At 67.8% G+C, this 25443-nt stretch carries 22 protein-coding genes and 1 pseudogene; 16 read left to right on the top strand and 7 right to left on the bottom strand.

The genetic code is table 11. The annotated features are described in order from the left end of the window. Positions 1–173: 173 nt before the first annotated feature. Together ACWD35_RS41195 and ACWD35_RS41190 are read right to left on the bottom strand one after the other, a co-directional pair. Complete coding sequence (locus tag ACWD35_RS41195; protein WP_451356482.1) at positions 174–566, bottom strand: DNA-binding protein; 393 nt, start codon at positions 564–566, stop codon at positions 174–176. Further along, entirely contained in the window at positions 566–817 is a 252-nt protein-coding gene (locus ACWD35_RS41190; RefSeq protein ID WP_451356481.1) for a hypothetical protein, read from the bottom strand. Before ACWD35_RS41190 ends, ACWD35_RS41195 begins: the two co-directional genes overlap by 1 nt. Positions 818–939: 122 nt before the next feature. Between ACWD35_RS41190 and ACWD35_RS41185 the strand changes: the two genes are divergently transcribed. The 3 genes and pseudogenes from ACWD35_RS41185 to ACWD35_RS41175 all read left to right on the top strand — a co-directional run bounded on the left by ACWD35_RS41185 (position 940) and on the right by ACWD35_RS41175 (position 3557). Continuing rightward, positions 940–3123 carry a DEAD/DEAH box helicase gene (locus ACWD35_RS41185; RefSeq protein ID WP_451356480.1) on the top strand — a complete coding sequence of 728 codons (2184 nt, stop codon included), beginning with the start codon at positions 940–942 and terminating at the stop codon, positions 3121–3123. Between the two features lie 65 nt (positions 3124–3188). Then, positions 3189–3347: pseudogene (locus ACWD35_RS41180) on the top strand (Txe/YoeB family addiction module toxin); the annotation flags it as partial. Between the two features lie 3 nt (positions 3348–3350). Then, positions 3351–3557 carry a transposase gene (locus ACWD35_RS41175; protein ID WP_451356485.1) on the top strand — a complete coding sequence of 69 codons (207 nt, stop codon included), beginning with the start codon at positions 3351–3353 and terminating at the stop codon, positions 3555–3557. Here ACWD35_RS41175 and ACWD35_RS41170 read toward each other — a convergent pair. After that, positions 3554–4144 (bottom strand): TetR/AcrR family transcriptional regulator, encoded by a 591-nt coding sequence (locus ACWD35_RS41170; RefSeq protein WP_451356484.1) that lies wholly within the window; start codon positions 4142–4144, stop codon positions 3554–3556. The two genes, ACWD35_RS41175 and ACWD35_RS41170, sit on opposite strands and share 4 nt — an antisense overlap. A 133-nt stretch (positions 4145–4277) precedes the next feature. On the opposite strand from ACWD35_RS41170, the gene ACWD35_RS41165 reads away from it, so the two are divergent. The 8 genes from ACWD35_RS41165 (at position 4278) to ACWD35_RS41130 (ending at position 16098) form a co-directional block, all read left to right on the top strand. Further along, entirely contained in the window at positions 4278–4703 is a 426-nt protein-coding gene (locus ACWD35_RS41165; RefSeq protein ID WP_451356479.1) for a DUF6463 family protein, read from the top strand. Between the two features lie 319 nt (positions 4704–5022). Next, positions 5023–6591, top strand: a complete 1569-nt coding sequence (locus tag ACWD35_RS41160) for a class I adenylate-forming enzyme family protein (protein WP_451356478.1) — start codon at positions 5023–5025, stop codon at positions 6589–6591. Between the two features lie 139 nt (positions 6592–6730). After that, positions 6731–7690: an aromatic prenyltransferase gene (locus ACWD35_RS41155; RefSeq protein ID WP_451356477.1), complete on the top strand. Its 960-nt coding sequence runs from the start codon at positions 6731–6733 to the stop codon at positions 7688–7690. A gap of 133 nt (positions 7691–7823) precedes the next feature. Then, positions 7824–9539 (top strand): FAD-dependent monooxygenase, encoded by a 1716-nt coding sequence (locus tag ACWD35_RS41150; RefSeq protein ID WP_451356476.1) that lies wholly within the window; start codon positions 7824–7826, stop codon positions 9537–9539. 90 nt (positions 9540–9629) lie between these two features. Next, positions 9630–11144 carry an FAD-binding oxidoreductase gene (locus ACWD35_RS41145; RefSeq protein ID WP_451356475.1) on the top strand — a complete coding sequence of 505 codons (1515 nt, stop codon included), beginning with the start codon at positions 9630–9632 and terminating at the stop codon, positions 11142–11144. Between the two features lie 108 nt (positions 11145–11252). Then, the gene (locus ACWD35_RS41140; protein ID WP_451356474.1) at positions 11253–12890 is read left to right on the top strand and encodes a prenyltransferase/squalene oxidase repeat-containing protein; all 1638 of its coding nucleotides are present in this window, start codon (positions 11253–11255) and stop codon (positions 12888–12890) included. 150 nt (positions 12891–13040) lie between these two features. Beyond that, complete coding sequence (gene sigJ / locus ACWD35_RS41135) at positions 13041–13970, top strand: RNA polymerase sigma factor SigJ (protein ID WP_451356473.1); 930 nt, start codon at positions 13041–13043, stop codon at positions 13968–13970. A gap of 16 nt (positions 13971–13986) precedes the next feature. Next, the gene (locus ACWD35_RS41130; RefSeq protein ID WP_451356472.1) at positions 13987–16098 is read left to right on the top strand and encodes an MMPL family transporter; all 2112 of its coding nucleotides are present in this window, start codon (positions 13987–13989) and stop codon (positions 16096–16098) included. Positions 16099–16260: 162 nt separating this feature from the next. Here ACWD35_RS41130 and ACWD35_RS41125 read toward each other — a convergent pair whose 3' ends face one another. After that, on the bottom strand, positions 16261–17325 hold the full coding sequence (locus ACWD35_RS41125; protein WP_451356471.1) for an AfsR/SARP family transcriptional regulator: 1065 nt from the start codon (positions 17323–17325) through the stop codon (positions 16261–16263). Positions 17326–17474: 149 nt separating this feature from the next. Here ACWD35_RS41125 and ACWD35_RS41120 point away from each other — a divergent pair, with 149 nt between their 5' ends. Continuing rightward, entirely contained in the window at positions 17475–18596 is a 1122-nt protein-coding gene (locus ACWD35_RS41120; RefSeq protein WP_451356483.1) for a type III polyketide synthase, read from the top strand. Then, positions 18593–19591 carry a methyltransferase gene (locus ACWD35_RS41115; RefSeq protein WP_451356470.1) on the top strand — a complete coding sequence of 333 codons (999 nt, stop codon included), beginning with the start codon at positions 18593–18595 and terminating at the stop codon, positions 19589–19591. Before ACWD35_RS41120 ends, ACWD35_RS41115 begins: the two co-directional genes overlap by 4 nt. Before the next feature lie 150 nt (positions 19592–19741). Here the strand turns inward: ACWD35_RS41115 and ACWD35_RS41110 are convergent, their stop codons facing one another. Further along, positions 19742–20884, bottom strand: a complete 1143-nt coding sequence (locus ACWD35_RS41110) for a DegT/DnrJ/EryC1/StrS family aminotransferase (protein WP_451356469.1) — start codon at positions 20882–20884, stop codon at positions 19742–19744. 15 nt (positions 20885–20899) lie between these two features. Continuing rightward, the gene (locus ACWD35_RS41105) at positions 20900–21457 is read right to left on the bottom strand and encodes a cupin domain-containing protein (RefSeq protein WP_451356468.1); all 558 of its coding nucleotides are present in this window, start codon (positions 21455–21457) and stop codon (positions 20900–20902) included. A 104-nt stretch (positions 21458–21561) separates the two neighbouring features. On the opposite strand from ACWD35_RS41105, the gene ACWD35_RS41100 reads away from it, so the two are divergent. Then, positions 21562–21705 (top strand): hypothetical protein, encoded by a 144-nt coding sequence (locus ACWD35_RS41100; protein ID WP_451356467.1) that lies wholly within the window; start codon positions 21562–21564, stop codon positions 21703–21705. Between the two features lie 223 nt (positions 21706–21928). On the opposite strand, the gene ACWD35_RS41095 is transcribed toward ACWD35_RS41100, so the two are convergent. Then, a complete protein-coding gene (locus tag ACWD35_RS41095; protein WP_451356466.1) occupies positions 21929–22135 on the bottom strand; it encodes a hypothetical protein in 207 nt (68 codons plus the stop codon). Between the two features lie 1046 nt (positions 22136–23181). Here ACWD35_RS41095 and dxs point away from each other — a divergent pair. Both dxs and ACWD35_RS41085 read left to right on the top strand, forming a co-directional pair. Further along, complete coding sequence (dxs, locus tag ACWD35_RS41090) at positions 23182–25143, top strand: 1-deoxy-D-xylulose-5-phosphate synthase (protein WP_451356465.1); 1962 nt, start codon at positions 23182–23184, stop codon at positions 25141–25143. Positions 25144–25150: 7 nt separating this feature from the next. Next, positions 25151–25443: flavodoxin-dependent (E)-4-hydroxy-3-methylbut-2-enyl-diphosphate synthase (locus tag ACWD35_RS41085; protein WP_451356464.1), on the top strand; the 293-nt coding region annotated here is incomplete at its 3' end.

The following is a 25443-nucleotide window of genomic DNA, read 5'->3' as shown; positions in this document are numbered from 1 at the left end:
TGGTACTGCAGGGGGGACCCTGTGGGAGAGTAGGACGCCGCCGAACAAATTTTGAGAAAACCCCCGCATCTTCGGATGCGGGGGTTTTCTGCGTTGAGGATCCGGCCACGGCCTTGTCCGTGAGGTGCTGCGGCTGACGGGCAACCTGTTTTGGCGCGGCTGCGGTCGGCCCTTCAGATCTTGACGACCTCTACGGAAGGGCCGCATAGGAGCGTCAGGTTCTCGGGGTCGGAAGTGAGGACAGTGACGGGCTGGGGTGCGTTGAGGGCGATGACGGCGAAGGCTGCATCGATGGCGTACTTGTGTCCGTGGAGGTGATGGGTCCGCAGAAGGGCCGCGGCCTCGTCGGTGACCGCCTTGGTGACGTCGCGAACATCGATGCGGGAAAGGACCCATTTGATGCGCGCCGGGTGAATTCGCTCGTAGTCCGCCTCAAGGGTGGTCATGGCGCTGGTGACCATGCGGATGCCCTCTTCGGAGGCTGCCTGGACCAGAGCCACGACGGTGCGGTCCTTGCGGTAGAGCTTCGAGAGACTTTCGCTCTCGAGCAGCAGGGTGCCGGGCATCAGGCGGCGGCCCCGCCGGCCTGCCGGTGGTCGTGGCGCAGCAGTGCGCGGGCCGCCTCAATTTCTTCGCGGGTGAGTCCTTCGTTGTCGGTCTCGAAGTCGGTGACGATCTCCTGGAGCTTGTCCATGGCGACCCGCTGTTCGAGGGCTTCGGCGACGTAGGCGGAAAACCCGCCGGGGCCGACGTGGGCGCGCACAGTCTCGGCGAGATCTTCGGGCAGGCTGATCGAATACTTCCTGTTACCACTCATGGTGCCGTTCCTACCGACGGTCGTAAGAGCGTGCCATGTGTACACAACGCCTGCGGACCCCGGCCGGTGCCGGGGGCAGCGGTGGCAGTATGCGGGGACATGGCGAAAGGGGCCGGGGCGGGATGGGGCGCAGTGAGCGGGAGGCGGTTGCCGCGGGAGAGCGGCTGTACGAGGCGGCGCAGGCGGTGGCCGGCGACCACGGGCGGGCTGTCGAGGCGGTTCGGGCGGCGCTGAAGCCGATCTGCGACACGGCGGCGGAACAGGCGCTGGACGCCATCCCGGTGGCCCGGTTGAAGGAGGTCACCGAGGGGCGGCTGAGGCTCGGGGAAGTCGAGAAGAGTGGCTTGCGATCGGTCCGGCAGGTACTCGATGCCGGTTCCTACCGTTTGCGACAGATTCCTGGCGTGGGGCAGCGGACCGCCGATCAGGTCATCGCGGCGGCACGTCAGATATCTGATGCCGTTCGGGAGACCATCGCCGTCCACATCGACGTGGATCGGCCAGAGCCGCGAACCACCTCTCTCGTCACGGCCCTGCATGTGCTGGTGGAAGCGGGCCCCGATGCGCGGCGAGCCGTCGACACGGCCGTGGCTCTCTCGGAGCGGCTCGGTCCGCTGCTGGCCGAGGCCAAGCCGGCCGCCAGGCGGCTGCGGATGCTGCTGGTGGGGCAGGCCAAACGAGCTCGGGCGCTGGAGGCCGTTGCAGAGGTCCGCAGGCTGGCCGAGGAAGCAGCGCAGGGCGGTGTGCCGGAGCTGCTTGCACAGGCCTCGGTGGATCTGCTGCGCGGTGCCTCGACCGAGGTTGCCGCCTGGGTCGACTTCGAGCTGCGTTCCGCCGAGTACTACAGCCTGCTCGCGGAGATTTCCGGCCGCAGCCCGGATACTGCCGCTGCCGAGGGGTTCCTGCCCGACGAAGTTGCCGAGCGGGTCCGCGACCAGATGCTTGATGACACTCAGCGGCGGGTGTCGCTGCGCGGCTATCAAGCCTTCGGGGCGCGCTTCGCCCTGGCGCAACGCAAGGTGATTCTTGGCGACGAGATGGGGCTCGGCAAGACCATCCAGGCCATCGCTGCTCTGGCTCATCTCGCTGCCGAGGGGCAGAGTCACTTCATGGTCGTCTGCCCGGCCAGCGTCCTGATCAACTGGACACGCGAGATCGAGGCCCGCAGCAAGCTGCGCGTGATGCCTCTTCACGGCCCCGACAGGCAGGAAGCGTTCGCCGACTGGAAGGGCCGGGGCGGCGTAGGGGTGACTACCTTCGACGCCTTGCGTGGTTTCCCGGCCCCCGGAGGCGGCGAGCTGGGGATGCTGGTCGTGGACGAGGCGCACTACGTGAAGAATTCGAAGACGCGGCGCTCCCAAGCCGTGACGGAATGGTCCGAGCACTGCGAACGCGTTCTCTTCATGACCGGCACGCCCATGGAGAACCGAGTCGCCGAGTTTCGCAGCCTTGTGCAGATTCTCCAGCCGCACCTGGCAGGGGTTGTCGGTGACCGTGACGGAGTGGCCGGTTCCAAGGCATTCCGGAAGGCCGTCGCCCCGGTCTATCTACGCCGCAACCAGCAGGATGTTCTGACCGAACTGCCCGCGCTCCAGCAGACGGACGAGTGGGAGGAACTGAGTGCGTCGGACGAAGATGCCTACCGCGAGGCCGTGCGCGCCGGCAACTTCATGGCGATGCGCAGAGCGGCGTACGCGCACCCCGAGAAGTCGGCCAAGCTGAACCGGCTGCGCGAGATCGTCGAGGACGCCGCGGAGAACGGGCTGAAGGTGGTGGTGTTCTCCAGCTTCAGGGATGTCCTTGGAACGGTGAAGGACACGCTGGATGGCGCGGGGAGCAATGGTGGCGCTCACGTGTTCGGTCCGATCTCGGGAAGCGTGCCGCCCGCGCGCCGTCAGCAGTTGGTGGACGAGTTTGCCGCCGTGCCGGGTCATGCGGTGCTGGTGGCGCAGATCGAGGCGGCGGGGGTGGGGCTCAACATGCAGGCCGCGTCCGTCGTGATCATCTGTGAGCCCCAGATCAAACCGACCATCGAGCACCAGGCGGTGGCGCGGGCCCATCGCATGGGGCAGGTGCGTTCGGTCCGGGTGCACCGGCTGCTCACCACCCGCGGGGTGGACGAGCGGATGGTGGAGATGCTGAAGAACAAGACCCGCCTGTTCGACGCGTACGCGCGCCGCAGCGTGGTCGCCGAGTCGACGCCGGACGCGGTCGACGTTTCGGACACGGCGATGGCCCGCCAGATCGTCGAGGAGGAGCAGGCGCGGCTGGGAGCGGTCCGCAAAGAGTCCGCGGGACACCCGTAGGCGACCAACGTGCCGGAGCGCGAGCTGATCGATCCGGATACGGCGGAGCCTGCTGCGGGTGCCGAGTGAGACTTGTCTTCGAGGATCAGGGCTGGGAGGACTACACGTCCTGGCTCAAGAACGACCGCAAGGCGCTCGCTCGGATCAACAAGCTCATTGAGGACGTCAAGCGTGACCCCTTCACGGGGATCGGCAAGCCCGAGCCGCTCAAGTATCACTTGCCCCAGATGTCTGCCGTGCGCGCGAGGATGTCCTCTGCACCGGCAGCGGGGCCGTATCTGCCGATCGGCAGATACGGCCCGCATCCCGAGCGGCTGCGGCAGCAGTTCGAGGGGGTGCTCTGGCGGTTCAGGGCCGGCGCGCAGTGGCGGGAGATGCCGCAGGAGTTCGGCGCCTGGCCGACCGTCCACAACCTCCCTGGACAGAACGCCTAGCTCGCTGGCGGGTCTGTGGGGTCGGCCTTGTCGGGCGAGCGGTTGAAGATGAACTCGCTGGCGCGGGCGCGAACCTGGGCGCGGGTGCGGCCGGGGTGGTCGGCGGCGAGGAAGTGGCTGCCGATGGCCATGCAGAAGGCGAGCAGGCTGCGGGCCTCGACCTCGTCGGGGTCTGTGCAGAGAGTGCTGAGTGCGTCGCGTAGCAACTGCATGCGCCGGTTGTCCACGCGGCGCAGGCGGTCGGCGACCGCCTCGTCGCGGCGGGCCCAGTCGCGGATGGCCAGGTCTATGGGCAGCAGGCGGTCGCTGGAGAAGGTGAGTTGCCCGGCCAGCCGGACCTTGTCCAGAACGTCGCCGCTCTCGTGCTCGATCCGGTCGAGGACGTCGTCGACACTCTCTCGCTCCCAGGCGTCGAGCATCTCCGTCAGCAGCGCGTCACGGTTGGCGAAGTAGCCGTAAAACCCGCCCCTGGTGACGCCCAGCGCCTTGGCCAGGGCCTCGACGCGCACCGCGTCCACGCCGCCCGTGGCCAGCGCGCGCAGTCCCTCTTCGACCCACACCCCGCGCGGTGTGCGCAGCCTGCCCATCGTGTGATCCACCTCGCCTTTCCGTTGGTTGTACATGGCTGTATAACCGGTCTAGCCTCGACTTGTACATGACTGTATAACCAGAGAGGGCCACGGCGCCCGGCCGACTTCGAAGTGAGAACGGAGAAAGCAGATGGTTAAGTGGGCAGGTTGGATCATCACCCTCGCCGGCATGGGGCACACGCTGGGCAGTCTCGTCGAAGCAGCCCCGGACCATGCAGGAACATGGTTTGACGGGGGATGGAACTTGGGGGACTACCCCGAGATGAGTGACGCCACCGTCGCGTGGTGGTATTCGGTGTTCAGTTTCGGACCGCCGCTTCTCCTGATCGGCCTGACCGTGCTGTGGCTGGACCGCCGCGGTATGACGCCGCCGGTGTTCATCCCGTGGGCCATGGTGGCGTGGGTCGTCGTCGGCTTCGTGGTCGACGGGCCCTCGCCCTTGCTGATCCTCCTGGTCGCGGCCGGCCTGTTGCTGGCCGAAGTCCGGCGCACCAGGCGCCGCGAGAACACGTCGCCCCAGGCCGACCCTGCTTCCAGGGCGCGTATTGAGTCGTGATCAATTTGCGGGACGCGCCCTCGCGGTGGGGTTTGCAGCGGTAGATCCGCTGGCGTGACGCGCCTGCAACTGACCGGCAGCGCTGACCACGAACTGCCTTGCCGGGCGTCCTGCTTGTGGGGGAAGGGACGCCCGGCGGGGGCCGCCAAGCCGGCGCCAATCCGTTGAACAGCCACAGCCAAGTCCTCTGCCGATGCTGGGTGCACGCAGCACCGGCACAGAGACGGGCCGTCCAAGGACGCCGAAGCCGCACGATCCCTGAGAAGTGCGCCGTCATCCATCGAACACCGGGAGCGACGTGGGTCTGGATGGAGGTCTCATGAGGCAGTCGATACACAAGCGTGGTCTTTATCTCGGAGTCTTGCCGGAAAGAGCGGCGGTCAAGGACAGCTCGACGCTGCTCACCCTTGATCACGATCTTGATGTTCTCCCGGAGGCGGGACGGCGCCTGACGGTGGCCGAGCTCGCCCGTCATGTGGTGGACCTGGCGGGCCGGATCGCGGCGGCCGGGGTGAGACCCGGGGAACGCGTCGTGATCCACAAGGACGCCAACTTCGACGTCTGGCTGCTGGCCACCGCGGTGGCGCGTGCCGGTGCGGTCCCGGTGATGCTGTCCCACTCGCTGGACAGCACGACCATCGCAGCCCTGCTCAAGCGACTTGACCAGCCACACCTGCTCAGCGATGGGCCCAAGCTCGACGCGTTGGCCGACGTGCCGCTCGCGGAGCTCACCAAAGGCGTGATCAGTGTGGGCGACTCCGGGCCGGGGGTGACCTCGCTCGCCGAGCTCGCCGGATCGCCCTCGGTGCACGCGGTGTTCCAGGGACTGGACGAGCCGGCGATGATCACGCACACCTCCGGCACCACCGGGCTGCCCAAGCTGGTGGTGCACACGCCGCGGACGATGCGCGCCCGGCTTCGGCCGCAGTTGTTCCTGCTGGCGATGATGAGGAAGCGGGAGACCGTCGCCATCCATATCGCCTTCGGTCATTCGCGGATGTTCGCTGCGATGGCCCTGTGCCTGGCCAAGGCGATGCCGGTGCTGCTGGTGAACCATGGTGATCCCGACGACGTCGCCGACTTCTTCGCCAAGTACCGGCCAGGACTCATCGAGGCGCTTCCCAACTCGTTCCTGGCGTGGGAGGGCCTGGCCGACGATCCGCGGCAGCCGTTCGCGTCGGTGAAGGTCTTCAGCAGCACGTTCGACGCGATCCACCCCAGAACGGTCCGCCGGCTGCTCGACGCCTCCGAGCGTCAAGCGCCGCAGTTCTTCCAGATCTACGGGCAGAGCGAGGTCGGCCCGGCGGTCGGCCGCCCCTACTTCCGCAGTTCCATGCACCGCATGGACGGGCGCTGCGTGGGCTACCCCCTGCCGGGCAGCGCGCGAGTGAGGCTGGTGAGCCAGAACGGCGAGCGGCCGTCGGCGGAGAACCCCGGCTCCATCGAAGCCCGTTGGGACGGCATAGCGAAGACCTATTACGGCGAGCAGGAGCGCTACGACGCCAACGTCCACGACGGGTGGTGGCGAACCGGGGACGTCGGTTACCGCACGAAGTTCGGCTGTCTGCACATGCTCGACCGGGAATTCGACACGATCCCCGGGGTGGGCAGCAACCTCGAGATCGAGGATGCCGTGCTGGACAGGCTGGAAGAAGTGATCGAGCTCGTCGTGGTGCCCGGCCCGAAGTCCGCCGCGATCCCGATCGTCTGCACCCACAAGGACCAGCCGCTCGACCTGGACCGCTGGCGCGCGGCCGTCGCCGAGTATCCGCAGCTGGCCGACCCGATCCAGATCCCGCTGGCCGAACTGCCACGCACCGCCACGCTGAAGACGCGCCGGGTCGAACTGTCCCGCCGCCTCCACGAACAGATCCAACGACAGGCATGAGCCATGGCCGACCGAACACGGCGTTCGAGCACCGGCCTGATGAGGTGAGGCGGCAGGTCAGCGCCGCCGTGGAGCACGGCCTGGTCTCGCCAAGTCGGCGGCAAGTCGCGGCCAAGTTCCGTGGCCGAGCCTTGGGCGCATGGAGCTCCAAGATAAGGGAAACGTCACGAGTGAGGTAGCCGGAGCTGACCGGGAAGACGCGGTGCAGGCTCTCTATTCGGTTATCGAGGAATCCGCTCGGCTGCTGGATGTGCCGTGCTCGCGGGACAAGGTCCTGCGCATCCTGAACGTGTACGGGGACGGTCTCGCGGACGCCGCGATCGCGTTCAGGATGGGGACCGGTAAGCGGCACGAGGGAGACCTCGACTGCCGGTTCACGGTTCCGCTGGACGTCGATCCGTATGAGCTGGCCGTGTCGAACGGCCTGACCGAGGCGACGGACCATCCCGCCGGCGCTCTGCTCGCGGACATCCGGGAACACTGCCCCATTGACAGTTACGGTATCGACTTCGGGGTCGTCGGGGGTTTCAAGAAGATCTGGCTGGTCCTGCCCCGGGGTGACCTCCAGGGAATTTCGAAGCTTGCCGGCATTCCGTCGATGCCGCGCGGCCTGGGCGAGAGCATCGATTTCTTCGACCGGCACGGCCTGGGCGACACGGCAGGTCTGCTCGGGATCGACTACCGGCACAGAACGGTGAATGTGTACTTCGGCGAGCAGCCCCCTGAGTGCTTTGAACCGGAGTCCATACGTTCGATGCTCCGCGAGGTCGAACAGGCAGAGCCGACCGAGCAGATGCTCACGCTCGGCCAGAAGGCATTCGGGATATATGTGACCCTGAACTGGGATTCCCCGAAGCTCGAACGGATCTGCTTTGCCGTGGCGACCCCGGATCCGACAGAACTTCCCATTCCGCTGGACCCGAAGGTCGAGCGATACGTGAAGCACGTGCTGAACTCCCAGGGAAATCCGAGGTTTGTCTACGCCGTCGCGTCCCAGCCTGACGGCGAATACTACAAACTCCAGTCCTACTACCGGTGGCGACCCGAAGTACTGGACATCATGCAGTTGTCCGACGGGGTCAACAAGGATCCGGTATAGCGAGGCTCATTCAGCTGCTCTCGGCCCGCGGGCGGCCCACGGGGGGCTATCGCCTGGGCAGTTATCTCTGGAAGGACGGACAATGGGCACTATCGAGGTTCCGGTTTTGATCGTGGGCGGGGGCGGGACCGGCTTGTCCGCCTCTGTTTTCCTGTCCGATCACGGTGTTGACCACCTGTTGGTGGAGCGGCGTGCGGACACGTCGAAGCTGCCGAAGGCGCATTACCTCAATCAGCGCACGATGGAGATCTTCCGTCAGCACGGTCTGCACGGGGAGGTGGCCGAACAGGGGGCGCCACTGGAGAAGTTCGGCAAGGTGCGCTGGCAGACCACGCTGACCGGTGAGGGACCCCTGGACGCGCGGCTGATCCATGAGATGGACGCGTTCGGCGGTGGTGCGCTGCGCGAGACGTACGAGGCGGCCGGGCCCGCCATGCCGGTCAAACTGCCGCAGGTACGGCTGGAGCCGATCCTGCGCCGTCACGCCGAGGACCGTAATCCCGGGCGTATCCTCTTCGGCCACGAGCTGACCGCGCTGTCCGACAACGGTGACCGTGTCATCGCCGAGGTCCGCAACGTCGAGACCGGGGAGCTCACCACGGTCGAGGCGCAGTACGTCGTCGCGGCGGACGGCGGTCGCACGGTCGGTGCCGCTCTCGGCGTGCAGATGCAGGGCCTGCCTGCCCTGTTCGACGCCACGACGGTCTATTTCTCCGCCGATCTGTCGAAGTGGTGGAACGAGGGCTCGATCATCACCTGGTTCCTCAACCCCTACCGTGCGGACCTCACCAACGCCCTCATCGAGATGGGGCCGACCTGGGGCAAGCACTGCGAGGAATGGGGCCTGCACGTCTCCCTGGCCGGTGTGGACCGGTCCGACGAGCAGGCGGTGGTCGCCAGGATCCGCGAGGTCCTCGGCCTGCCCGACCTGGAGCTGACCCTGCACGAGGTGACGAGCTGGACCGTGGAGGCGGTGCTCGCCGAGCGCTACCGGTACGGACGGGTGCTGCTCGCCGGTGACGCCGCGCACCGCCAGCCGCCCGCCGTCGGGCTCGGTCTGAACACCGGCATCCAGGACGCGCACAACCTTGCGTGGAAGCTGGCCGCGGTGCTCACCGGCCGCGCCCCCGACAGCCTCCTCGACACCTACGAAGCGGAGCGGCGGCCCATCGGCCAGTTCAACATCGGTTGGGCGATGTCCGCGGCCTCCGCCCACCAGGTCGTCATCGACGCCGCCGTCGGCCTCGGCCAGCACGTCCCGCCGGAGCGCCGGACGATGATGTTCGGCGGATACTTCGCCCCGACTCCGGTCGGCGCGGCCCAGCGGGCGCGGGCCGCGGAGATCTTCGCCACCCACCGTGGCGAGTGCCAGGCGCACGACGTTGAGGTCGGCTTCGCCTATGAGCAGGGCGCGGTCGTCCCGGACGGCAGTCGGCCGCCGGCCCGCGCGCCGCTGGGTGATGTCCACCAGCCCACGACCCGCCCGGGGCACCTGGTGCCGCACGCGTGGATCGAGCGCGACGGCCAGCGCCTGTCCACCCATGACCTGACCGGCGCCAAGACCGGTTTCGTGCTGATCACCGGCCCGAACGGAACGCCGTGGAGCGAGGCGGCAGCGCAGGTGGCGGAGAAGTTCTCGATCCCGATCGTCACGGCCCGCATCGGGCACGGCGCGGAGTACGCCGACGTCGACGGCAGTTGGGAGGCCGTCCGGCAGATGACCGACGAGGGCGCCCTCCTGGTCCGGCCCGACAACCACGTGGCATGGCGCAGCCCGAGCGGCGACGAAAACCCGGCAGACGCTCTGGGAAGCGCCATCTCCCGCATCTTGGACCAGGGTGCCGCGTAATCGGGAGGACTGCTTCAAGCGTCCTCGACCGAGCGCCGTTCGCACACATTCACCTGGCCCGCAACATCCCCTCGAAGAAAGAAACAGCGCATGATCAATCGGAGATCCCTCCTCTTCGGCGCGGGCGGGGCCGCGCTGGCCGCGACGGTGCTGCCCGGCTCCGCACGTGCCCAGGCCTCGTCCGGCGTCTGCTGGAGCCAGTTGCGCCGCCACCTCCAGGGACGGCTGGTGCTGCCGTCGGACGCGGACTACGCGACCGCCAAGCAGCTCTACCAGGTCCAGTTCGACGACACCGCCCCCCGCGCGGTCGCCTACTGCGCCTCTGCCGCCGACGTCGCGGTGTGCCTCGCCTTCGCCCAGGACAACGCCCTGCCCATCGCCGCGCGCAGCGGCGGCCACAGCGCGGGCGGATACTCCACGACACCGGGTCTCGTCATCGACGTGTCCGGGCTCAACTCCGTCACCCTCGGCAGCGACACCGCGACGATCGGCCCCGGGGCGCAACTCGTCGACGTCACGAACACGCTCGCGCCGGCCGGGCTGACGATATCCGGCGGCTACTGTCCGACCGTCGCGGCCGGCGGGTTCCTGCAGGGCGGCGGCATGGGCCTGTTCACCCGGAGCATCGGCATGGCTTCGGACAAGGTGACGTCGGCGCAGGTGGTCCTCGCCAACGGCAGGGCCGTGACCGCCTCACCGGAGCAGCACAGCGACCTCTACTGGGCCCTCCGCGGCGGCGGTGGCGGCAACTTCGGCATCGTGACCTCCTATACGGTCGCCCCGACGCCCCTCACCAACATCGCCGCCAACAGCCTCACCTGGACCTACGACCAGGCACTGGACATGCTGGACGGCTGGGTGCGGTGGCTGGCCGACGCGCCGTGGTCGATCGGCAGCGGCGTCAACGTCACGCTCCAGGACGCCGCGCCCGGCAAGGTCCCGACCGCGAACATCTTCCTGGGCTCCGTGGACACCGGCCCAGGGTTCGCCGCCGAGATCGACCGGCTCCTCGCCCTGGTCGGGCACGCCCCGGCGTACCGGCAGTCGTTCACCGCGCCCTACAAGTCGGTCATGATGTCCCTCTACAGGTGCGCCGATCTCACGGCGGACCAGTGCCACCGCAGCGACACGTTCCCCGGGGGACAGATCCCCAGGCCGGCGTTCGGGGCGTGGCGCAGCCGCCTGTTCAGCGAGGCGATGCCGCGCGACGGATGGTCGCAGGCGCTCGCGGTGCTCGACTCGGACCGGCTGGCCGGGCAGGCCCGCCAGATGCAGATCTCCGCCATGGGCGGGCAGGTCAACACCGTGTCGCGCACCGCCACCGCGTACGTGCACCGCGACACCCTCTTCTCGGTCAGCTTCCTCACCTCGAACGCCGTCGCGCCGGCCTCCGACGAGGCCAAGGACGCCGCGGGCCGGTTCGTCGACGCCGGCTTCGCCGCGATCGACCCCTATTCGAACGGCGAGACGTACCAGAACTTCATCGACCCCCGCCTGTCGGACTGGGAGCTCTCCTACTACGCGGAGAACTATCCGCGACTGATGCAGGTCAAGGAGAAGTACGACCCGCACAACCTCTTCCGTTTCAAGCAGAGCATTCGCTGATCCGCGCTCGTCCTCGAAGTCGGCGCTTTTCGCGGCGCGTTGTTCCGGCTTGTCGCCAAGTCGGCACCACGTCGCGGAAAGCGCCGGCCAAGTATTTAGGAGCATGGCATGAAACCACCGCATGTGACGCGTTCGGCTCCGATGCCGTGGCCCGTGGAAGTCGACCGGGATCACGTGCGCCAGGCGACATCCCGGCTGCTCGGGTATGTCAGCAGCAGGGTCGATGCCGACGGAGCGATACGCGAGCAGTGCGAGAGCCGAGTGCTGGAGTCGGCGCTCGCGCTGTCGCTGATGACGCGCACCGGTATGGCCTCGCCCGCCCGGGATCGCCTGCTCGCCTTCCTCCAGGCGCACCAGAACTCCTCGGAGCAGCTCGACCGCGCCCTCGCCACGCTCGCCGTCGGCCGGGCCACCGGCGGGGCAGCCGCTGGTGACGCCGCGTTCGTCGGCAAGCTGACGGACGGCGTGCTCGGCGCCGCACCGGGGTTCATCTCCACCCGCCGCCGCGACATGGTGTACGCGGTGTTGTCGGTGCTCGGGTGTCCGTTGCCGCCCGGCGTCGCGCCGGCGGCGGGCGGAGTGGTCCCCAGCGATCCCATCCACTCCTGGGCCGCCGTCCAGCAGGCCGCCGTGACGCTGATCCTCGCCGCCGCGGCGGACGTCAGCAACGAGGCCACCGCTGCCGCGCTGAGCACGCTGACGGCGACGAACCCGGCGACGACGGTGTGGGAGGGGTATGTGCTGATGCACATCCTGACGCTGCACGGGCTCGCCGGTGTCCCCGGGCAGGAAGCGACCGTGCGCAGCGGCCTGGAGACACTGCTGCGGCACCAGCGCGCCGATGGCGGCTTCCCGTTCGTGGCGGCGATAAACAACTGGTGCACCTCGACCGCCGGATTGGGTCTCGCCGCGGCCGGTGCCCCGTACAGCCTGCTGCGGAGGATGGCCGGGGTGCTCGCCGCCCACCAGGGTGGCGCCCCTGGGCTCTCCCTCTCCCGCGGCGCGACGCTCAGCGGCGGCTGGTCCATTTCCCCCGGGGTGGCGCAGAACGACGTCGACGACACCTCGTCCGCCCTGGAGTTCCTGCAGGCAACCGATCCGGTCGCCTTCGGCGGCTCCGTGCGGCGCGGGGTGGACGCGCTGCTGGCCGTACAGGGCGCCGACGGCGGGTTCCCCACCTATGTCGCCGGCGCCTCCTCCGAGCCGTGCATGACGGCCGCGGCCATCTGTGCGCTCGGGCCGCATCCGTCCACCGCGCCCGAACGGGAACGCGCCTTGGCGTTCCTCGCCGAAAACCAGCTGTCCGACGGCGGATTCGAGCCGGGGTGGAGCCGTAGCCGCCTGCACACGCTGTTCCGTGCGCGCCTCGCCGCATGCACCGCGAGCCCGCACGACCGCCGCATCGCCGGCATGGCCGAGCGGATCGAGCGCACCGTGCGCGAGACACAGAACGACGACGGCGGCTGGGGGATGCAGCCCGGCGATCGCAGCGACGACATCAGCACGGCCTACGGGTTGATCACGCTGTGCTACGGGGCCGACCCCCAGCCCATCGGGCGCGCCCTGTCCTGGCTGCTCGCCAACCAGAACGCGGACGGCGGGTACAGCGGCCCGCCCGACATGGTCGGCCCCCGCCCGTTCACGTACCACTTCCCCATCCTGACCGACGTTCCCGTACTCCTCGCGTTCGGCCACGTTCACTCCCGGGTCGAGGACGCGGCACCTGTACTCCAGGGCGTGGCGTAACCCCAACCGGCGGGCGCAGAAGGGGTTTCGGGTGCGCGACGCACCGGCCGTCGATGAGATGTGGATCACATATGGCGGGTGGGTGTCACACTCCGGGTGCCTGGGGCACTCTCAGTTCTGAACGCATCCGCGACGGGAGGCCCTGTTCCGATGTACCACGCCCCGCCAGATCCGCTGGCGAGCAGCGCGACACAGGTGTTCAGCGACCATCGCGAGTTGCTGTTCTCCGTCGTGTACAACATGCTCGGCAGCGTCGCTGACACCGAGGACGTGCTGCAGGAGACTTGGCTGTCGTGGGCGGCCAGGAACCAGACACCGGGCGGGGAGCGGGTCGACAACCCGCGCGCCTACCTGGTGCGGATCGCGGTCAACCGGGCCCTGGCTCAGCAGGCCACCGTCAGCCGCCGCCGTGAAACGTACATCGGGTCATGGCTGCCCGAACCGCTAGTGAGCCCCCTCACCGGCATTCTCGTCCTCGACGATGCCGCTGATGCGGCAGAGCGCGCCGACTCGGTGTCGATGGCGCTGCTGGTGATCCTGGAGACTCTCACCCCACTGGAACGCGGGGTGTTCGTCCTGCACGAGGTGTTCGGCTACGCCCACACCGAGATCGCAGAAATCCTCGGCCGCAGTCCCTCGGCGATTCGTCAGCTCGCCCACCGCGCCCGCGAGCACGTCCACGCCCGACGCCCCCGCTACGAGCCCGACCCGCACCTCCGGCGGCAGGTGACCGAGCGGTTCCTGGCCGCCGCGCTCGGCGGTGACCTGGACGCCCTCATGGAGATCCTGGCGCCGGAGGTGACCTTGTGGGGTGACGGCGGGGGGAAGGCTCTGGCAGCGGGGGGTCTGCGGCCGATCCACGGCCGGCACAAGGTCGCACGCCTGCTCGCCGCCGTCGGCCCCCGCTCCGGCAAGAGCCTCGACGTCGCCTACCGCAGCGTCAACGGCGAACCGTCAGCACTGCTGTTCACCGGCGACACCCCCTACGCCGTCGTCGTCCTCGACCTCACTCCGGACGGCAACCAGGTGTGCGGGATCTACGCAGTAGCCAATCCCGACAAGCTCTCCCACGCTCACTGAACACTGAGGAATCCTCATGATGCGCAAACTGGCGTCCTTGCCCAGTGGCAGGGTGGCCAAATGGGTCGTCCTCGCCCTCTGGATAGCCGTGCTGCTCCCGGCCCTCATGCTGGCCGGCAAGCTCGGCGACGTCGAGAAGAACGACAATTCGGCCTGGCTGCCCGGTAACGCGGAGTCGACCAAGGTCGTCGACCGACTCGAGAAGTTCCAGCATTCCGACACCCTGCCGGCGATTGTGATCTATGACCGGCCCGAGGGCATCACGCCTGCCGACATGACCAAGGCCCAGGCCGACGCCGAAGCCTTCAAGGGCCTCAAGAACGTCGTGGGGCAGCCACAGGGTCCGGTGAAGTCCCAGGACGGCAAGGCCATCCAGACCGTGGTCCAGATTCACAAGGACCAGTCGGGCTGGGAAGGGATCCGCAAGGTCGTCGACGCGATGACCAAGGTCGGCAAAGAGAAGTCAGGCGGTCTCGGGTTCCACGTCACCGGACCGGGCGGTTACGCATCCGACTCGATCAAGGCCTTCAGCGGAGGCGGCGGCCTGACCGCGATCACTGCCTTGGTGGTGGTCGCGATCCTGCTGCTCACCTACCGCAGCCCGTTGCTGCCACTGGTGCCACTGCTGACCGTCGGCGTCGCCCTGGTGACGTCGGAAGCGGTGATCTACCTGCTGGCGAAGAACGCCGGACTCACCGTCAACAAGCAGACCAGCTTCGTCCTGACCGTGCTGGTGTTCGGCGCCGCCACCGACTACGCGCTCCTGCTCATCTCGCGGTACCGAGAGGAGTTGGCGCGGCACGAGGACCGGCACGAGGCGATGGCGGAGGCCCTGCACCGCTCCAGCCCCGCGATCATCGCCAGCGCCGCGACCGTCGCGGTCAGCCTGATGCTGCTGATGCTGGCCACCCTCAACTCCACCAAGGGGCTCGGGCCGGCCTGCGCCGTCGGCATCCTCGTCGGGCTGCTCGCCATGATCACCCTGATGCCGGCCCTGCTGGTCATCTGCGGACGCTGGATCTTCTGGCCGGCGAAGCCGTCGTACGGATCGGCCGCGGCGGCCAAGGAGGGCATCTGGACCCGGGTCGGCACCGCCGTCTCCGGCCGGCCGCGGATCGTGTGGATCGGCACCACGCTCGTCCTCGGCGCCATGGCAATGGGAGCGTTCGGGCTCAAGGCCGACGGGCTCTCCAACAAGGACCAGTTCACCAACAAGCCGCAGATGGCCGTCGGCGAGGAGATCCAGTCCAAGCACTTCCCGGCCGGGTCGGGCGACCCCGTCTACGTCGTGGCCAAGGCCGCCTCGGCGGAGCAGGTGAAGAGCGCGCTGTCCGGCGTCCCCGGAGTCACCGCCGTCTCGCCGCCGGTGATCAAGGCCGGTGAGGTCCTCATGCTCGGGGAGCTCAAGGACGATCCCAGCAGCAAGGCCGCGACACGCACCGTCGAGCAGGCCAGAACCGCGGTGCACCAGATCAAGGGCGCGGATGCCCAGGTCGGCGGCAACACGGCGATCGTGCTCGACGTGCAGAACGCGGCCTCCCACGACGACAAGGTGATCATCCCCATCGTGCTGGTCGTGGTGCTCCTCATCCTCGCGCTGCTGCTGCGGGCGATCGTCGCACCGCTGCTGCTCATGGCGACGGTGGTGGTGTCGTTCGGAGCGGCCCTCGGCGTGAGCAGTCTGATGTTCAACCACGTGTTCGGCTTTGCCGGGTCGGATGCGTCCTTCCCGCTCCTGACGTTCGTGTTCCTGGTCGCCCTGGGCATCGACTACAACATCTTCCTGGTCACCCGGGTCCGTGAAGAGGCACTGCTGCACGGCACCCGGCGCGGCGCGCTGGTGGGCCTGTCCACCACCGGGAGCGTCATCACCTCGGCGGGTCTGGTGCTGGCCGGTACGTTCGCGGCGATGGGCTCGCTGCCGCTGGTGATGACGGCCGAGCTCGGGTTCACGGTGGCGTTCGGCGTGCTGCTGGACACCCTGATCGTCCGCTCGGTGCTGGTCACCGCGCTGACCCTGGACGTGGGTCGATGGATGTGGTGGCCCAGCAACCTGTTCAGGCGTCACGACGACCCCCAGCCGCTGACGGACGAAACCGACCCCGAGCCCGCCCTCAGGGGCGTGTGACAACCTTCCGACACGAGCCTTCCGGCGCCGGTCGTAAGGCCCGGTGAGGATGACGCGCGGACGCGACCCCTGTTCTTGATCGAAGGCTTCGAGAAGCCCGATCATCGGGGGTCGCGTCCGCCGCTGCGTGTTCTCATGGTGTCTACGAGTTCGGCCTGAGTATCAGCCCAGCGCCGGGGCCTGGTGCAGGATCGCACTCTCAAGGTGTTGAAGCGCCGGACTGGGGTCGATGCCCAGCTCCTCCGCCATCCGCTTCCGATGGGTCCGCAGCACCGCCAGTGCGTCGGCCTGCCGTCCGGCCCGGTACAACGCCAGACTCAGCAGCTCACAGCCGTATTCGCGCAGCGGATGGGCCTGCATGAAGGCTGCCAGTTCGGACACTGCCACCTCATGCGCACCCACGGCTATCAGTGTCGCGCAACGCCCCTCGACCACCGACAGCCGCAACTCCTTCAGGCGTACCACCTCCGGCGCCACATGCGTGGCATCGGCCACCTCCGCGTAGGCCTGCCCACGCCACAACGCCAGCCCCGCCTCGAACTCGCTCAGTGCCCGCTGCGGATCACTCTGATCCAGTGCCTGCCACCCGGCCGTCGCGAGCTCACCGAAGCGATGGACATCGACCTCGGCGACGCGGCCGTCCAGCAGATAGCCCCGGCCGTGAGTGCGCAACACCGTCGCAGGCTTCCGCGGTGGCCGATCCGGTTCCAACACCCGCCGCAAATTGGCTACATACGCATGCAGCGAGGTTATCGCCGACGGCGGCGGCTGCCCGTCCCACAACTCCTCCAGCATCACATCGACCGACACCGGCTGACCCACCTGGCTGACCAGCAGCGCGAGCGCTGCGCGCTGCTTCGGCGCTCCCAGATCCACCAGCCGGCCGGCGACGGTCGCCTCCACCGGACCCAGCACCCGGAACTCCACCCCGGCCGGTGATGTGTCCGGGGTCTCCGAAGGCTGTGCCTCGGCCCCTTGGGCAGCGCATTCGAAACCGTCATCCGGGGGTGGAGTGGTGGGGTCGAGTTCGAGAGCCTTTGCGAAGTACATCGTCAGTGTCTGATTTGCCCGCCGGAGCTCCCGCACTTCGCGCTCCAGTTCAGCGATGCGCCGCGCAGTCCCCGTACCGCCTCCCGGCGGTTGCCGAGGAATAAACGGCGTCCCGGGCCGTCCGCCGATCCCGGGGTCGGCGACCATCGTGTCGCAGTTGGTTTCCTCGTTCGTCATCTCTCAATCCTCTGCATTCCACTCCTTTATTCAGGAGATCGAGCCAAGTCGACACCAAGCCCATAGCAAGCGAGATGCGCGACATTAAGGGGAGTACACGCTGTGAGGGGAAAAGAACATCCTCTACATCAGAGAGGCAGATGCCGGGCATGCCAACTCTATGCAAGCCGTCGGTGAGCGTGCCGGAATACATCATTACGCTGGAAGAAACTCTGGAATTCGCCGAGAGGGTACATGCGGGGAAGCCGCAGCTTCCGCTGGCACTTCGATTGATACAGAACACGGGAGTGCAGAAGCGGCATATTGTGCAGCCCATCGAGGAGACGCTGAGGCATCCCGGCTTCGAGGAGCGCAACCGCATCTATGAGCTGGAATCAAAGAAACGGTGCCCGGACGTCATAGAACAGGCTCTGGCGAACGCGCGCCTGGTGGCAGAAGACATCGACGCAATTATCTATGTGTCGTGCACCGGGTTTCTGATGCCCTCGCCCACTGCGTGGCTGATCAACAGTATGGGGTTTCGATACGACACGCGACAGCTGCCGATCGCGCAGTTGGGCTGCGCGGCGGGTGGAGCGGCGATCAACCGCGCCCACGACTTCTGCATGGCGCACCCTGAGAGCAATGTCTTGATCGTCTCATGCGAGCTGTGCTCGCTGTGCTACCAACCCGAAGACGACGGCATCGGTTCGCTGTTGTCCGACGGACTGTTCGGTGACGCGGTCGCGGCTGCCGTAGTGCGGGGCAGCGGCGGCACCGGCATCTCACTGGAGCGCAACGCCTCATACCTCATTCCGAACACCGAGGACTGGATTTCCTACGCCGTGCGCGACACCGGCTTCCACTTCCGGCTCGATCGCCGGGTGCCGGGGACGATGGAACCACTCGCCCCGGTGTTGCGTGAGCTCGCCACAGGCCACGGCTGGGACATCGGCAACCTCGACTTCTACGTCATTCACGCCGGCGGTCCGCGGATTCTGGACGACCTCGCCAAGTTCCTCGATGTCGATCGCAATGTGTTCCGCCACAGCTGGGCGACCCTGGCCGAATACGGAAACATCGCCAGCGCGGTCGTACTCGAGGCCCTGCGCAGGCATTTCGAAGAGGACACGACACTGCCGTCGGGCGCTACCGGCGTGATCGCCGGTTTTGGTCCCGGCATCACCGCCGAGATGGCGCTGGGCAGATGGATCGCGGACGAGCCATCTGGCAGAGAAACGAACGCGGCCACTGTATCGGCGCCGTACCTGTATTCGGGAGGGACAGAATGAACAGCGGCCAACCGACGTCGGATCGGATCCTTCAGCTCATCACCGGTTACTGGGCCACCGGCATTGTGGGCACAGCGGCGAGCCACTCGTTGTTCACCCACCTCGAGGACGGCGCGACCTCCGCCGACCAACTGGCCGCCCGCGCCGGGATCTCGGAGCGAGGCGCGCAAGTTCTCCTTGACGGGCTGGTCAGTTTCGGCCTGGTCGAGCTGCACGGCGGCCAGTACCGCAACACCGCCGAAGCATCCGCCTTCCTGGTGGAAGGCCGGCCCACCTCGCTGAGCGGCTTCGCCAAACTCAAGATGGGCCACATGGCCGCCCTGGCGGGGCTGCCCGATGTCGTCCGTGCCGGGGGGCCGCTGACGAACGCGGTGGTGGAGGTGGCCGACAACCCGCACTGGGAGGGGTTGGTCCAGGCCATCGCCGCACAGTCGGTTCCCGTGGCGGAGATCGCCGCCGACACGCTGCGGCTGGCGGAGGCCGGAGAGATCTCCATCCTCGACATAGGAGGCGGATCGGGCATCTGCTCCGCCATCTGGCTCGGGCTCAACCCCGACGCCCGCTCGACCCAGCTCGACTGGGCGCCGATCAACGCGATCGCCCGCCGGCTGCTCGCCCAGCGAGGGGTGGCCGATCGCGTCAGCTACATCGACGGCGACTTCCACACCACCGACTTCGGCGACTGCGCTCACGACATCGTGATGTACTCCAACATCGCCCACCAGGAAGGGCCGGAGGACAATGTGGCGATCTTCGCCAGGGCGCGGAGCGCTCTGAAGCCCGGCGGGACATTGGTCATCTCCGACTACGTCGTCGACGACGACCGTGGCGGCCCGCCCTTCGCGCTGACCTTCGCCGCGGAGATGCTGCTCAAGAGCAGGCACGGAAGCACCTGGCGTCGGGACGACTACCACACCTGGCTCATCAAGGCCGGCTTCGAAGAGATCTCGTTCCAGCCCACACCGTCGCCGAGCACATTGATCTTCGCCCGGTAGCAGCGGTGAGGTCAGGCGGCGCGGCAGGCCTTGAGGGCCGCCGCGCCGTCGGCGTCCCGGTGGGAGGTGCCGTAGGGACTGCCCGTCCCGTGCGTCCGCCGGCGCCGGAGTCTGCGGACCGCCGTGCCCGGCCGGATCGTGCCGGGACAACTAGCTTGTGTGGGGACGCGCGTGGGTCCGGAGTGCGGTCCGCAGGACTTCCACGACCCGTTCGACCTGGCTCGTGGTGAGCTCGGCGTGCATGGGGATGGCCAGGTTGCGTTGGAAGAGATCCGCCGAGACCGGGCACTTCTGCTTCGACCGGTACACGGGCTGCAGGTGAGTCGCCCATGTGCCGTGCCCGCAGCCGATGCCCTGAGCACGCAGGTCGGCGGCGACCCCCGCACGGTCCACGCCCGGGTCCAAGGTCACCATGTAGGACTGCCAGGCATGGGTCCGGTCCTGCGGCACGTGCGGCACCGTGACGAGTTCTTCGTCCGCGAGCAGTTCCGCGTAGCGCGCTGCGACGGCGTTCCGGCGGTCCAGCAGCTCGTCGACCCGGTCCAGCTGTACCTGCAGGATCGCGGCGGCGATGTCGGACAGCTTGTAGTTGTAGCCGATGTCGGTGAACGCCGGTATCGGCAGGCCGACGACCTGCGCCTGGTCGAAGATGCTCCCGATACCGAAGGACGACCGCAGCCTCGCGTCGGCCGCGAGCGCGGGATCGGAGGTGAGCAGAGCCCCGCCCTCGCCACTGCTGGCTCCCTTGCGTCCGTGGAAGGACAGACAGGCCACCGGCGCGAGCGCACCCGCGTCGCGCCCCTGGTAGGTCGCGCCGACCGCACAAGCGGCGTCCTCGACGACAAACAGCCCGTGGCGATCCGCGATCGACGTCAGCTCCGCGTAGTCGGCGGGCATGCCGACCGTGTCCACCGCGATGATGCCCACTGTTCGCGGACCGACCAGGTCCGCCACCGCCTGTGGGTCCACGGTGCCGGTATCGGCGCGTACGTCGGCGAAGACCGGAACCGCGTCGACGTATCGCACCGCGTGGGCGGGAGCCGGGAAGGTGTAGTCGGCGACGATCACCTCGTCGCCGGGCTTGACGCCGAGCGCGAGCATGGCCAGGTGGAGCGCGGCACCGCAGTTGCTCAGCGCAACGGCGTCGGCAACCCCGAAACGCTCGGCCAGCTGGGTCTCCAGCGCCCTCCCCTTCGGTCCCTGACCGGCCGGCCAGCCCGAGGAGAACACCTCCGCGACGGCAGCGAGTTCCTTGTCTCCCAGGCTCGCGTGAACCAGGGGAATCCTGTCCATCGTGGTCACCTCTCGCTACGCTTCGCGGTCCGTCGCCGGCTGGGAGTTCAGAGGAGCGGGTGGTTCGTAGCGAAGCGGTGTGATCTGGTTGACGTCATAGCGCTCGCGCATCCTCTGCACGGCGTCGGAATCCACCGACGGGCCGGCGGAGAAGATCTCCACGATTTCCTCGAAGTAGTGCTCGTGGTCGGGCGAGGGGTAGCTCTGGAACAACATGCGGGCCGGTCTGTCGGTGGCGTTCCTGAACGCATGCGGAGTTCCGGGGGGAACGAACATGCAGGCACCCGCACCTGCGCGGACTGCTCGGTCCCCCGCGGAGGACTCCCAGTCGTGCCAGCTCTCTGCCGTACGTTCGGCGGGCTCGAACGCCAGTAGCTCCAACTCCCCTTCCAGGACGTAGAAGAGCTCCTGCGAGCGGGTGTGCGTATGGGCCCCGACATCGAAGCCCGGCGGTACAACCACCTCGAAGCACGATATGGAGGAGCCGTCCGCGCCAGTGACCTTGAAGGTCACTTCCTGCGCCCTTGTGACCAGCTTTCGCCCCTGACGGGGCGGAAGTATCAGGCCGCTCATGTGATTCGCCTCCGTGTCGTCTATGTGGAACAGCGCTCGAAGCAGAGGGTGTTGTGGCGGACCGCCGATCCTGCCGTCCCGCGTTCCGACCGAGCGACAGGTAGGTGTCGAACATCGGATGGCTCGCGCGTGATCACCGTCGTGGACTCGACGGCATCCGGGAGACGCGGGTGGAACGGGAGCCGCTGACGCTGCTGAAGGAGCGCGAGGCAGCGGCCCGCAGGCAGTGGACCAGGCCGTTGGTGTGAAGTCGCCCCGGCAGCACGTCAGTTGACTGAAGAGAGGCGGACTCGTGGGCGACAAGCTTATATATAGGTTCTTCGCCACCCGACCGTCAAGATCCAGCCACAGAACACCAGTTGACCAGGGAGATGGCGTGAGCGAGGGCCCCTCCGGCCGACTGGAGGGCGTGACAGCAAGGCGGGCCGCCGGAGCCGTCCGGCGGCCCGCCCGGGCCGGTAGCGCAGATCGTTACGCCGGCGCGGGGTGGTCCTTGTTCTGAGTCAGATGGTCGAGGGTGGCAGCGACGTCGCCGGGATGGTAGTAGGCGCGGCCGGTGTGGGTGTAACGGCGCCATCGGTACAGATGGGCATAGCGGTACACGGAGCCTTTGGAGACCCGCAGTAAGCCGGCGATGTCTTCTGCTGTCAGACCGGCCAGTACGGGTTCCCGATTCATATGCCGCCTCCTTGGCTTCGGATCTGACGGGCGAGTCTGGTCCACCAGGTGACCGGCCACGAGTGGTCGGGGGAGGTGGTGCAAACTATGTTGGAGGGGGCCAGATCGCCATGGTGCCGTATGAGGGCTACCAGGTCACCGTCGCAGTCTCGGCAGGGGCATGCGCCGATATGGACTCGGCGCATGCTGTTCGGATAAGCGATGCTCTGTGCGGTTCGTGCGAGGTCTCTGATCTCGTCCGCCATATCGCCTGCAGCAGGGTGGCGGGTCAGCCACTCGAGATGCCGGCCCAGGAATCGAGCGAGCGCCGGGACATCTCGGGCCGGAGCCTCCAATCGGCGTTCTTCGGCGACGAGTCCTGCCCAGGATGCCAAGACCGTACGAATGGCAGACCGCATATCGGCAGCGACAGGATTCATCACGTCGGTGGCGGCGCTTTTCCTGGGGACCTTGCGTATCACGCGCACTGCCTCCGGACCTGCACCTCTATTGCAGTCGGAGTGCAGCGACGGTAAAGTCAGGAGGTCATTCTCCAGGCGGTCGCGGCACGTCATGCACAAGAATCGCTCGCCGTCAGTTGAGCCCGGGCTTTCTCTTGCACTTCTGTTTCGTGCGTTTCGTGCACTTCGGCACGGTGCGGCTCGGCATAGCAGGAGCCTTGTCACCATCCCCCCCTTGGCGTGTAGCCACGCCCCCCGTGTGTGGATGCTGGTGGACCTCTACGGAGAGGATCACTGAGAGCGATAGCACTCGTCAAGGGACTTGCGGATCGTGACGTTCGGTGATCCCCGCGGCCCGACCGGCCTTGCAGGTCGGGGGCTGCTTCGCGGTCGCGAAACACGGCGGATTCGCGACCGCGAAACACGGCCGACAGTCCGAGTGCGTGGCAGCCAGGGACTTGGCGCCGACTCTTCCGCGAGTTGGCGTCGGCTTGTCGCCAAGCCGACGCCAATCCGCTCATCAGTCCCAGGCAAGTCCCAGGCAAGTCCTTTGGCCGATGGTGGTTGCCGCAGCTCGGCAAGTCCTAACGGAAGAGCCACACCGACATGGGAATACTCGAGAAGATTCACGGTCCGGAAGACCTGCGGGCGCTGGCCCCCTCGCAGTTGCCGGACCTTGCAGCTGAAATTCGCGACTTCCTGGTGACCGCAGTGTCCAGGACGGGAGGGCATATCGGGCCGAACCTCGGAGTCGTCGAGCTGACCATCGCACTTCATCGAGTATTCAAGTCCCCGAAAGACCGGCTTCTCTTCGACACCGGCCACCAGGCCTACGTCCACAAGCTGCTGACCGGGCGCCGCGCGGGATTCGACCGGCTGCGCCAGCGTGGTGGCCTGTCCGGATACCCGAGCAGGGCCGAATCCGAGCACGATTTCATCGAGGACTCCCATGCCTCGACCGCGCTCTCCTACGCCGACGGGCTTGCGAAGGCCCGTCAGCTGCGCGGCCTCGACGGGTGCGTGGTCGCCATCGTCGGAGACGGCGCACTGACGGGCGGCATGGCGTGGGAAGCGCTGAACAACATCGCGGCCTGCGAGGAACGTCCGGTGGTGATCGTCGTCAACGACAACGGCCGGTCCTACTCGCCCACGATCGGCGGCTTCGCCAGTCACCTCGCGTCGCTCCGGCTGGATCCCGGTTACGAGAACGCGGTGAACTTCGTCAAGAGGGTCATGCCGCAGGCCCCCGTGGCCGGCGCGGCCGTCTACGAAGCGCTGCACGCGCTGAAGAAGGGGCTCAAGGACGCCCTCGCCCCGCAGGCGATGTTCGAGGACCTCGGCCTCAAGTACGTCGGGCCGGTCGACGGGCACGACGTGCACGGTCTTGAGGACGCCCTCCGCGCGGCCCGAGCGTACGGGCGTCCGGTGATCGTGCACTGCGTCACCAAGAAGGGCCGTGGATACCCGCCGGCCGAAAACGACGTCGAGGATCACTTCCACGGGCCCGGTGCCTTCGATCCGGAGACGGGTGAACCCAGGGCGGCCCCGTCCACCTCCTGGAGCGATGTGTTCGGCTCGGAAATGGTGAAGATCGGAGCCGAGCGGTCCGACGTCGTGGCGGTGACCGCCGCCATGCTGCACCCGACCGGGCTCACCGGCTTCGCCGAGGTCTGTCCGGACCGGTCGTTCGACGTCGGTATCGCGGAACAGCACGCCGCCACGTCCGCTGCGGGTCTGGCGATGGGTGGTCTGCACCCCGTGATGGCGGTGTACGCCACCTTCCTCAACCGAGCGTTCGACCAGGTCCTGATGGACGTCGCGCTGCACCGGCTGCCCGTCACCTTCGTCCTCGACCGCGCAGGCATCACGGGCAGCGACGGGCCGAGCCACAACGGCATGTGGGATCTGTCGATCCTGCAGCTGGTACCGGGTCTGCGGATCGCGGCGCCCCGGGACGGAGCGCGGCTGCGTGAGCTGCTCCGCGAAGCCCTGGACGTGAGCGACGGCCCCACAGGGATCCGTTTCCCCAAGGGGGCCGTGGGCGACGACATCGACGCCGTCGGCAAGCTCGGGGACATGGACGTGCTCATGCGCGTCGCAGGGCTGTCCCGCGTCGGCGGCGAACCGGCGGACGTCCTCCTCGTCGGCGTCGGGGCCATGGCCGGTGTCTGCGTGGACGGCGGGCGCCTGATCGCGGCCCAGGGCGTCGGCGTCACCGTCGTCGACCCTCGCTGGGTCAAACCCCTGGACCCCGCACTCGTCGACGCGGCCCGCGGGCACCACCGGGTCGTGGTCGTCGAGGACAACGGGCGTGTGGGCGCCGTCGGCGACGCGGTGGCCAGGACCTTGCGCGATGCCGGCGTCACCACACCGGTACGAACCTTCGGCATCCCGCAGGAGTTCCTGGAGCACGCCGGCCGAGCCGAGATCCTGGCCGACCTCGGCCTGACCGCCCAGGACCTGGCCGACGACATCACGCAGTTCGCCCAGAGCCCCGTCGAAATCCCCGGTGACGGCCGGCCCGCCCCCTTCACACGGGAGAAGAGAGTCGTTCGTGCCGAACGTTGACCTCGGAATGCCGAAGCCCCTGCCAGAGCCGACGACCGAGCGGCGGCCGTCTCGCCCGGTGCAGGTGGGATCGGTGGGGGTGGGGGGTGACCATCCCGTCTCGGTGCAGTCGATGACGACGACGCGTACGTCGGACGTCGGCGCGACGCTGCAGCAGATCGCGGAGCTGACCGCGTCCGGCTGTCAGATCGTGCGGGTGGCCTGTCCGACGCAGGACGACGCCGACGTTCTGGCGACCATCGCCAAGAAGTCGCAGATCCCGGTGATCGCGGACATCCACTTCCAGCCGAAGTACGTGTT

This window comes from Streptomyces sp. NPDC002671, from assembly GCF_053592475.1.
Note: the sequence above shows the minus strand (reverse complement) of the source record. Positions and strands in the feature narration are given on the sequence as shown.

Excerpts from the sequence above, each read along its gene's own strand:
- ACWD35_RS41145 (WP_451356475.1), top strand. The coding sequence starts at position 9,630 with ATGATCAATCGGAGATCCCTCCTCTTCGGCGCGGGCGGGGCCGCGCTG.
- ACWD35_RS41160 (WP_451356478.1), top strand. The coding sequence starts at position 5,023 with ATGAGGCAGTCGATACACAAGCGTGGTCTTTATCTCGGAGTCTTGCCG.
- ACWD35_RS41165 (WP_451356479.1), top strand. The coding sequence starts at position 4,278 with ATGGTTAAGTGGGCAGGTTGGATCATCACCCTCGCCGGCATGGGGCAC.
- ACWD35_RS41140 (WP_451356474.1), top strand. The coding sequence starts at position 11,253 with ATGAAACCACCGCATGTGACGCGTTCGGCTCCGATGCCGTGGCCCGTG.
- ACWD35_RS41185 (WP_451356480.1), top strand. The coding sequence starts at position 940 with ATGGGGCGCAGTGAGCGGGAGGCGGTTGCCGCGGGAGAGCGGCTGTAC.
- ACWD35_RS41115 (WP_451356470.1), top strand. The coding sequence starts at position 18,593 with ATGAACAGCGGCCAACCGACGTCGGATCGGATCCTTCAGCTCATCACC.
- ACWD35_RS41125 (WP_451356471.1), bottom strand. The coding sequence starts at position 17,325 with ATGACGAACGAGGAAACCAACTGCGACACGATGGTCGCCGACCCCGGG.
- ACWD35_RS41170 (WP_451356484.1), bottom strand. The coding sequence starts at position 4,144 with ATGGGCAGGCTGCGCACACCGCGCGGGGTGTGGGTCGAAGAGGGACTG.
- ACWD35_RS41155 (WP_451356477.1), top strand. The coding sequence starts at position 6,731 with ATGGAGCTCCAAGATAAGGGAAACGTCACGAGTGAGGTAGCCGGAGCT.
- ACWD35_RS41175 (WP_451356485.1), top strand. The coding sequence starts at position 3,351 with ATGTCTGCCGTGCGCGCGAGGATGTCCTCTGCACCGGCAGCGGGGCCG.
- ACWD35_RS41120 (WP_451356483.1), top strand. The coding sequence starts at position 17,475 with ATGCCAACTCTATGCAAGCCGTCGGTGAGCGTGCCGGAATACATCATT.
- ACWD35_RS41130 (WP_451356472.1), top strand. The coding sequence starts at position 13,987 with ATGATGCGCAAACTGGCGTCCTTGCCCAGTGGCAGGGTGGCCAAATGG.
- ACWD35_RS41110 (WP_451356469.1), bottom strand. The coding sequence starts at position 20,884 with ATGGACAGGATTCCCCTGGTTCACGCGAGCCTGGGAGACAAGGAACTC.
- ACWD35_RS41095 (WP_451356466.1), bottom strand. The coding sequence starts at position 22,135 with ATGAATCGGGAACCCGTACTGGCCGGTCTGACAGCAGAAGACATCGCC.
- ACWD35_RS41190 (WP_451356481.1), bottom strand. The coding sequence starts at position 817 with ATGAGTGGTAACAGGAAGTATTCGATCAGCCTGCCCGAAGATCTCGCC.
- ACWD35_RS41195 (WP_451356482.1), bottom strand. The coding sequence starts at position 566 with ATGCCCGGCACCCTGCTGCTCGAGAGCGAAAGTCTCTCGAAGCTCTAC.
- dxs (WP_451356465.1), top strand. The coding sequence starts at position 23,182 with ATGGGAATACTCGAGAAGATTCACGGTCCGGAAGACCTGCGGGCGCTG.
- sigJ (WP_451356473.1), top strand. The coding sequence starts at position 13,041 with ATGTACCACGCCCCGCCAGATCCGCTGGCGAGCAGCGCGACACAGGTG.
- ACWD35_RS41105 (WP_451356468.1), bottom strand. The coding sequence starts at position 21,457 with ATGAGCGGCCTGATACTTCCGCCCCGTCAGGGGCGAAAGCTGGTCACA.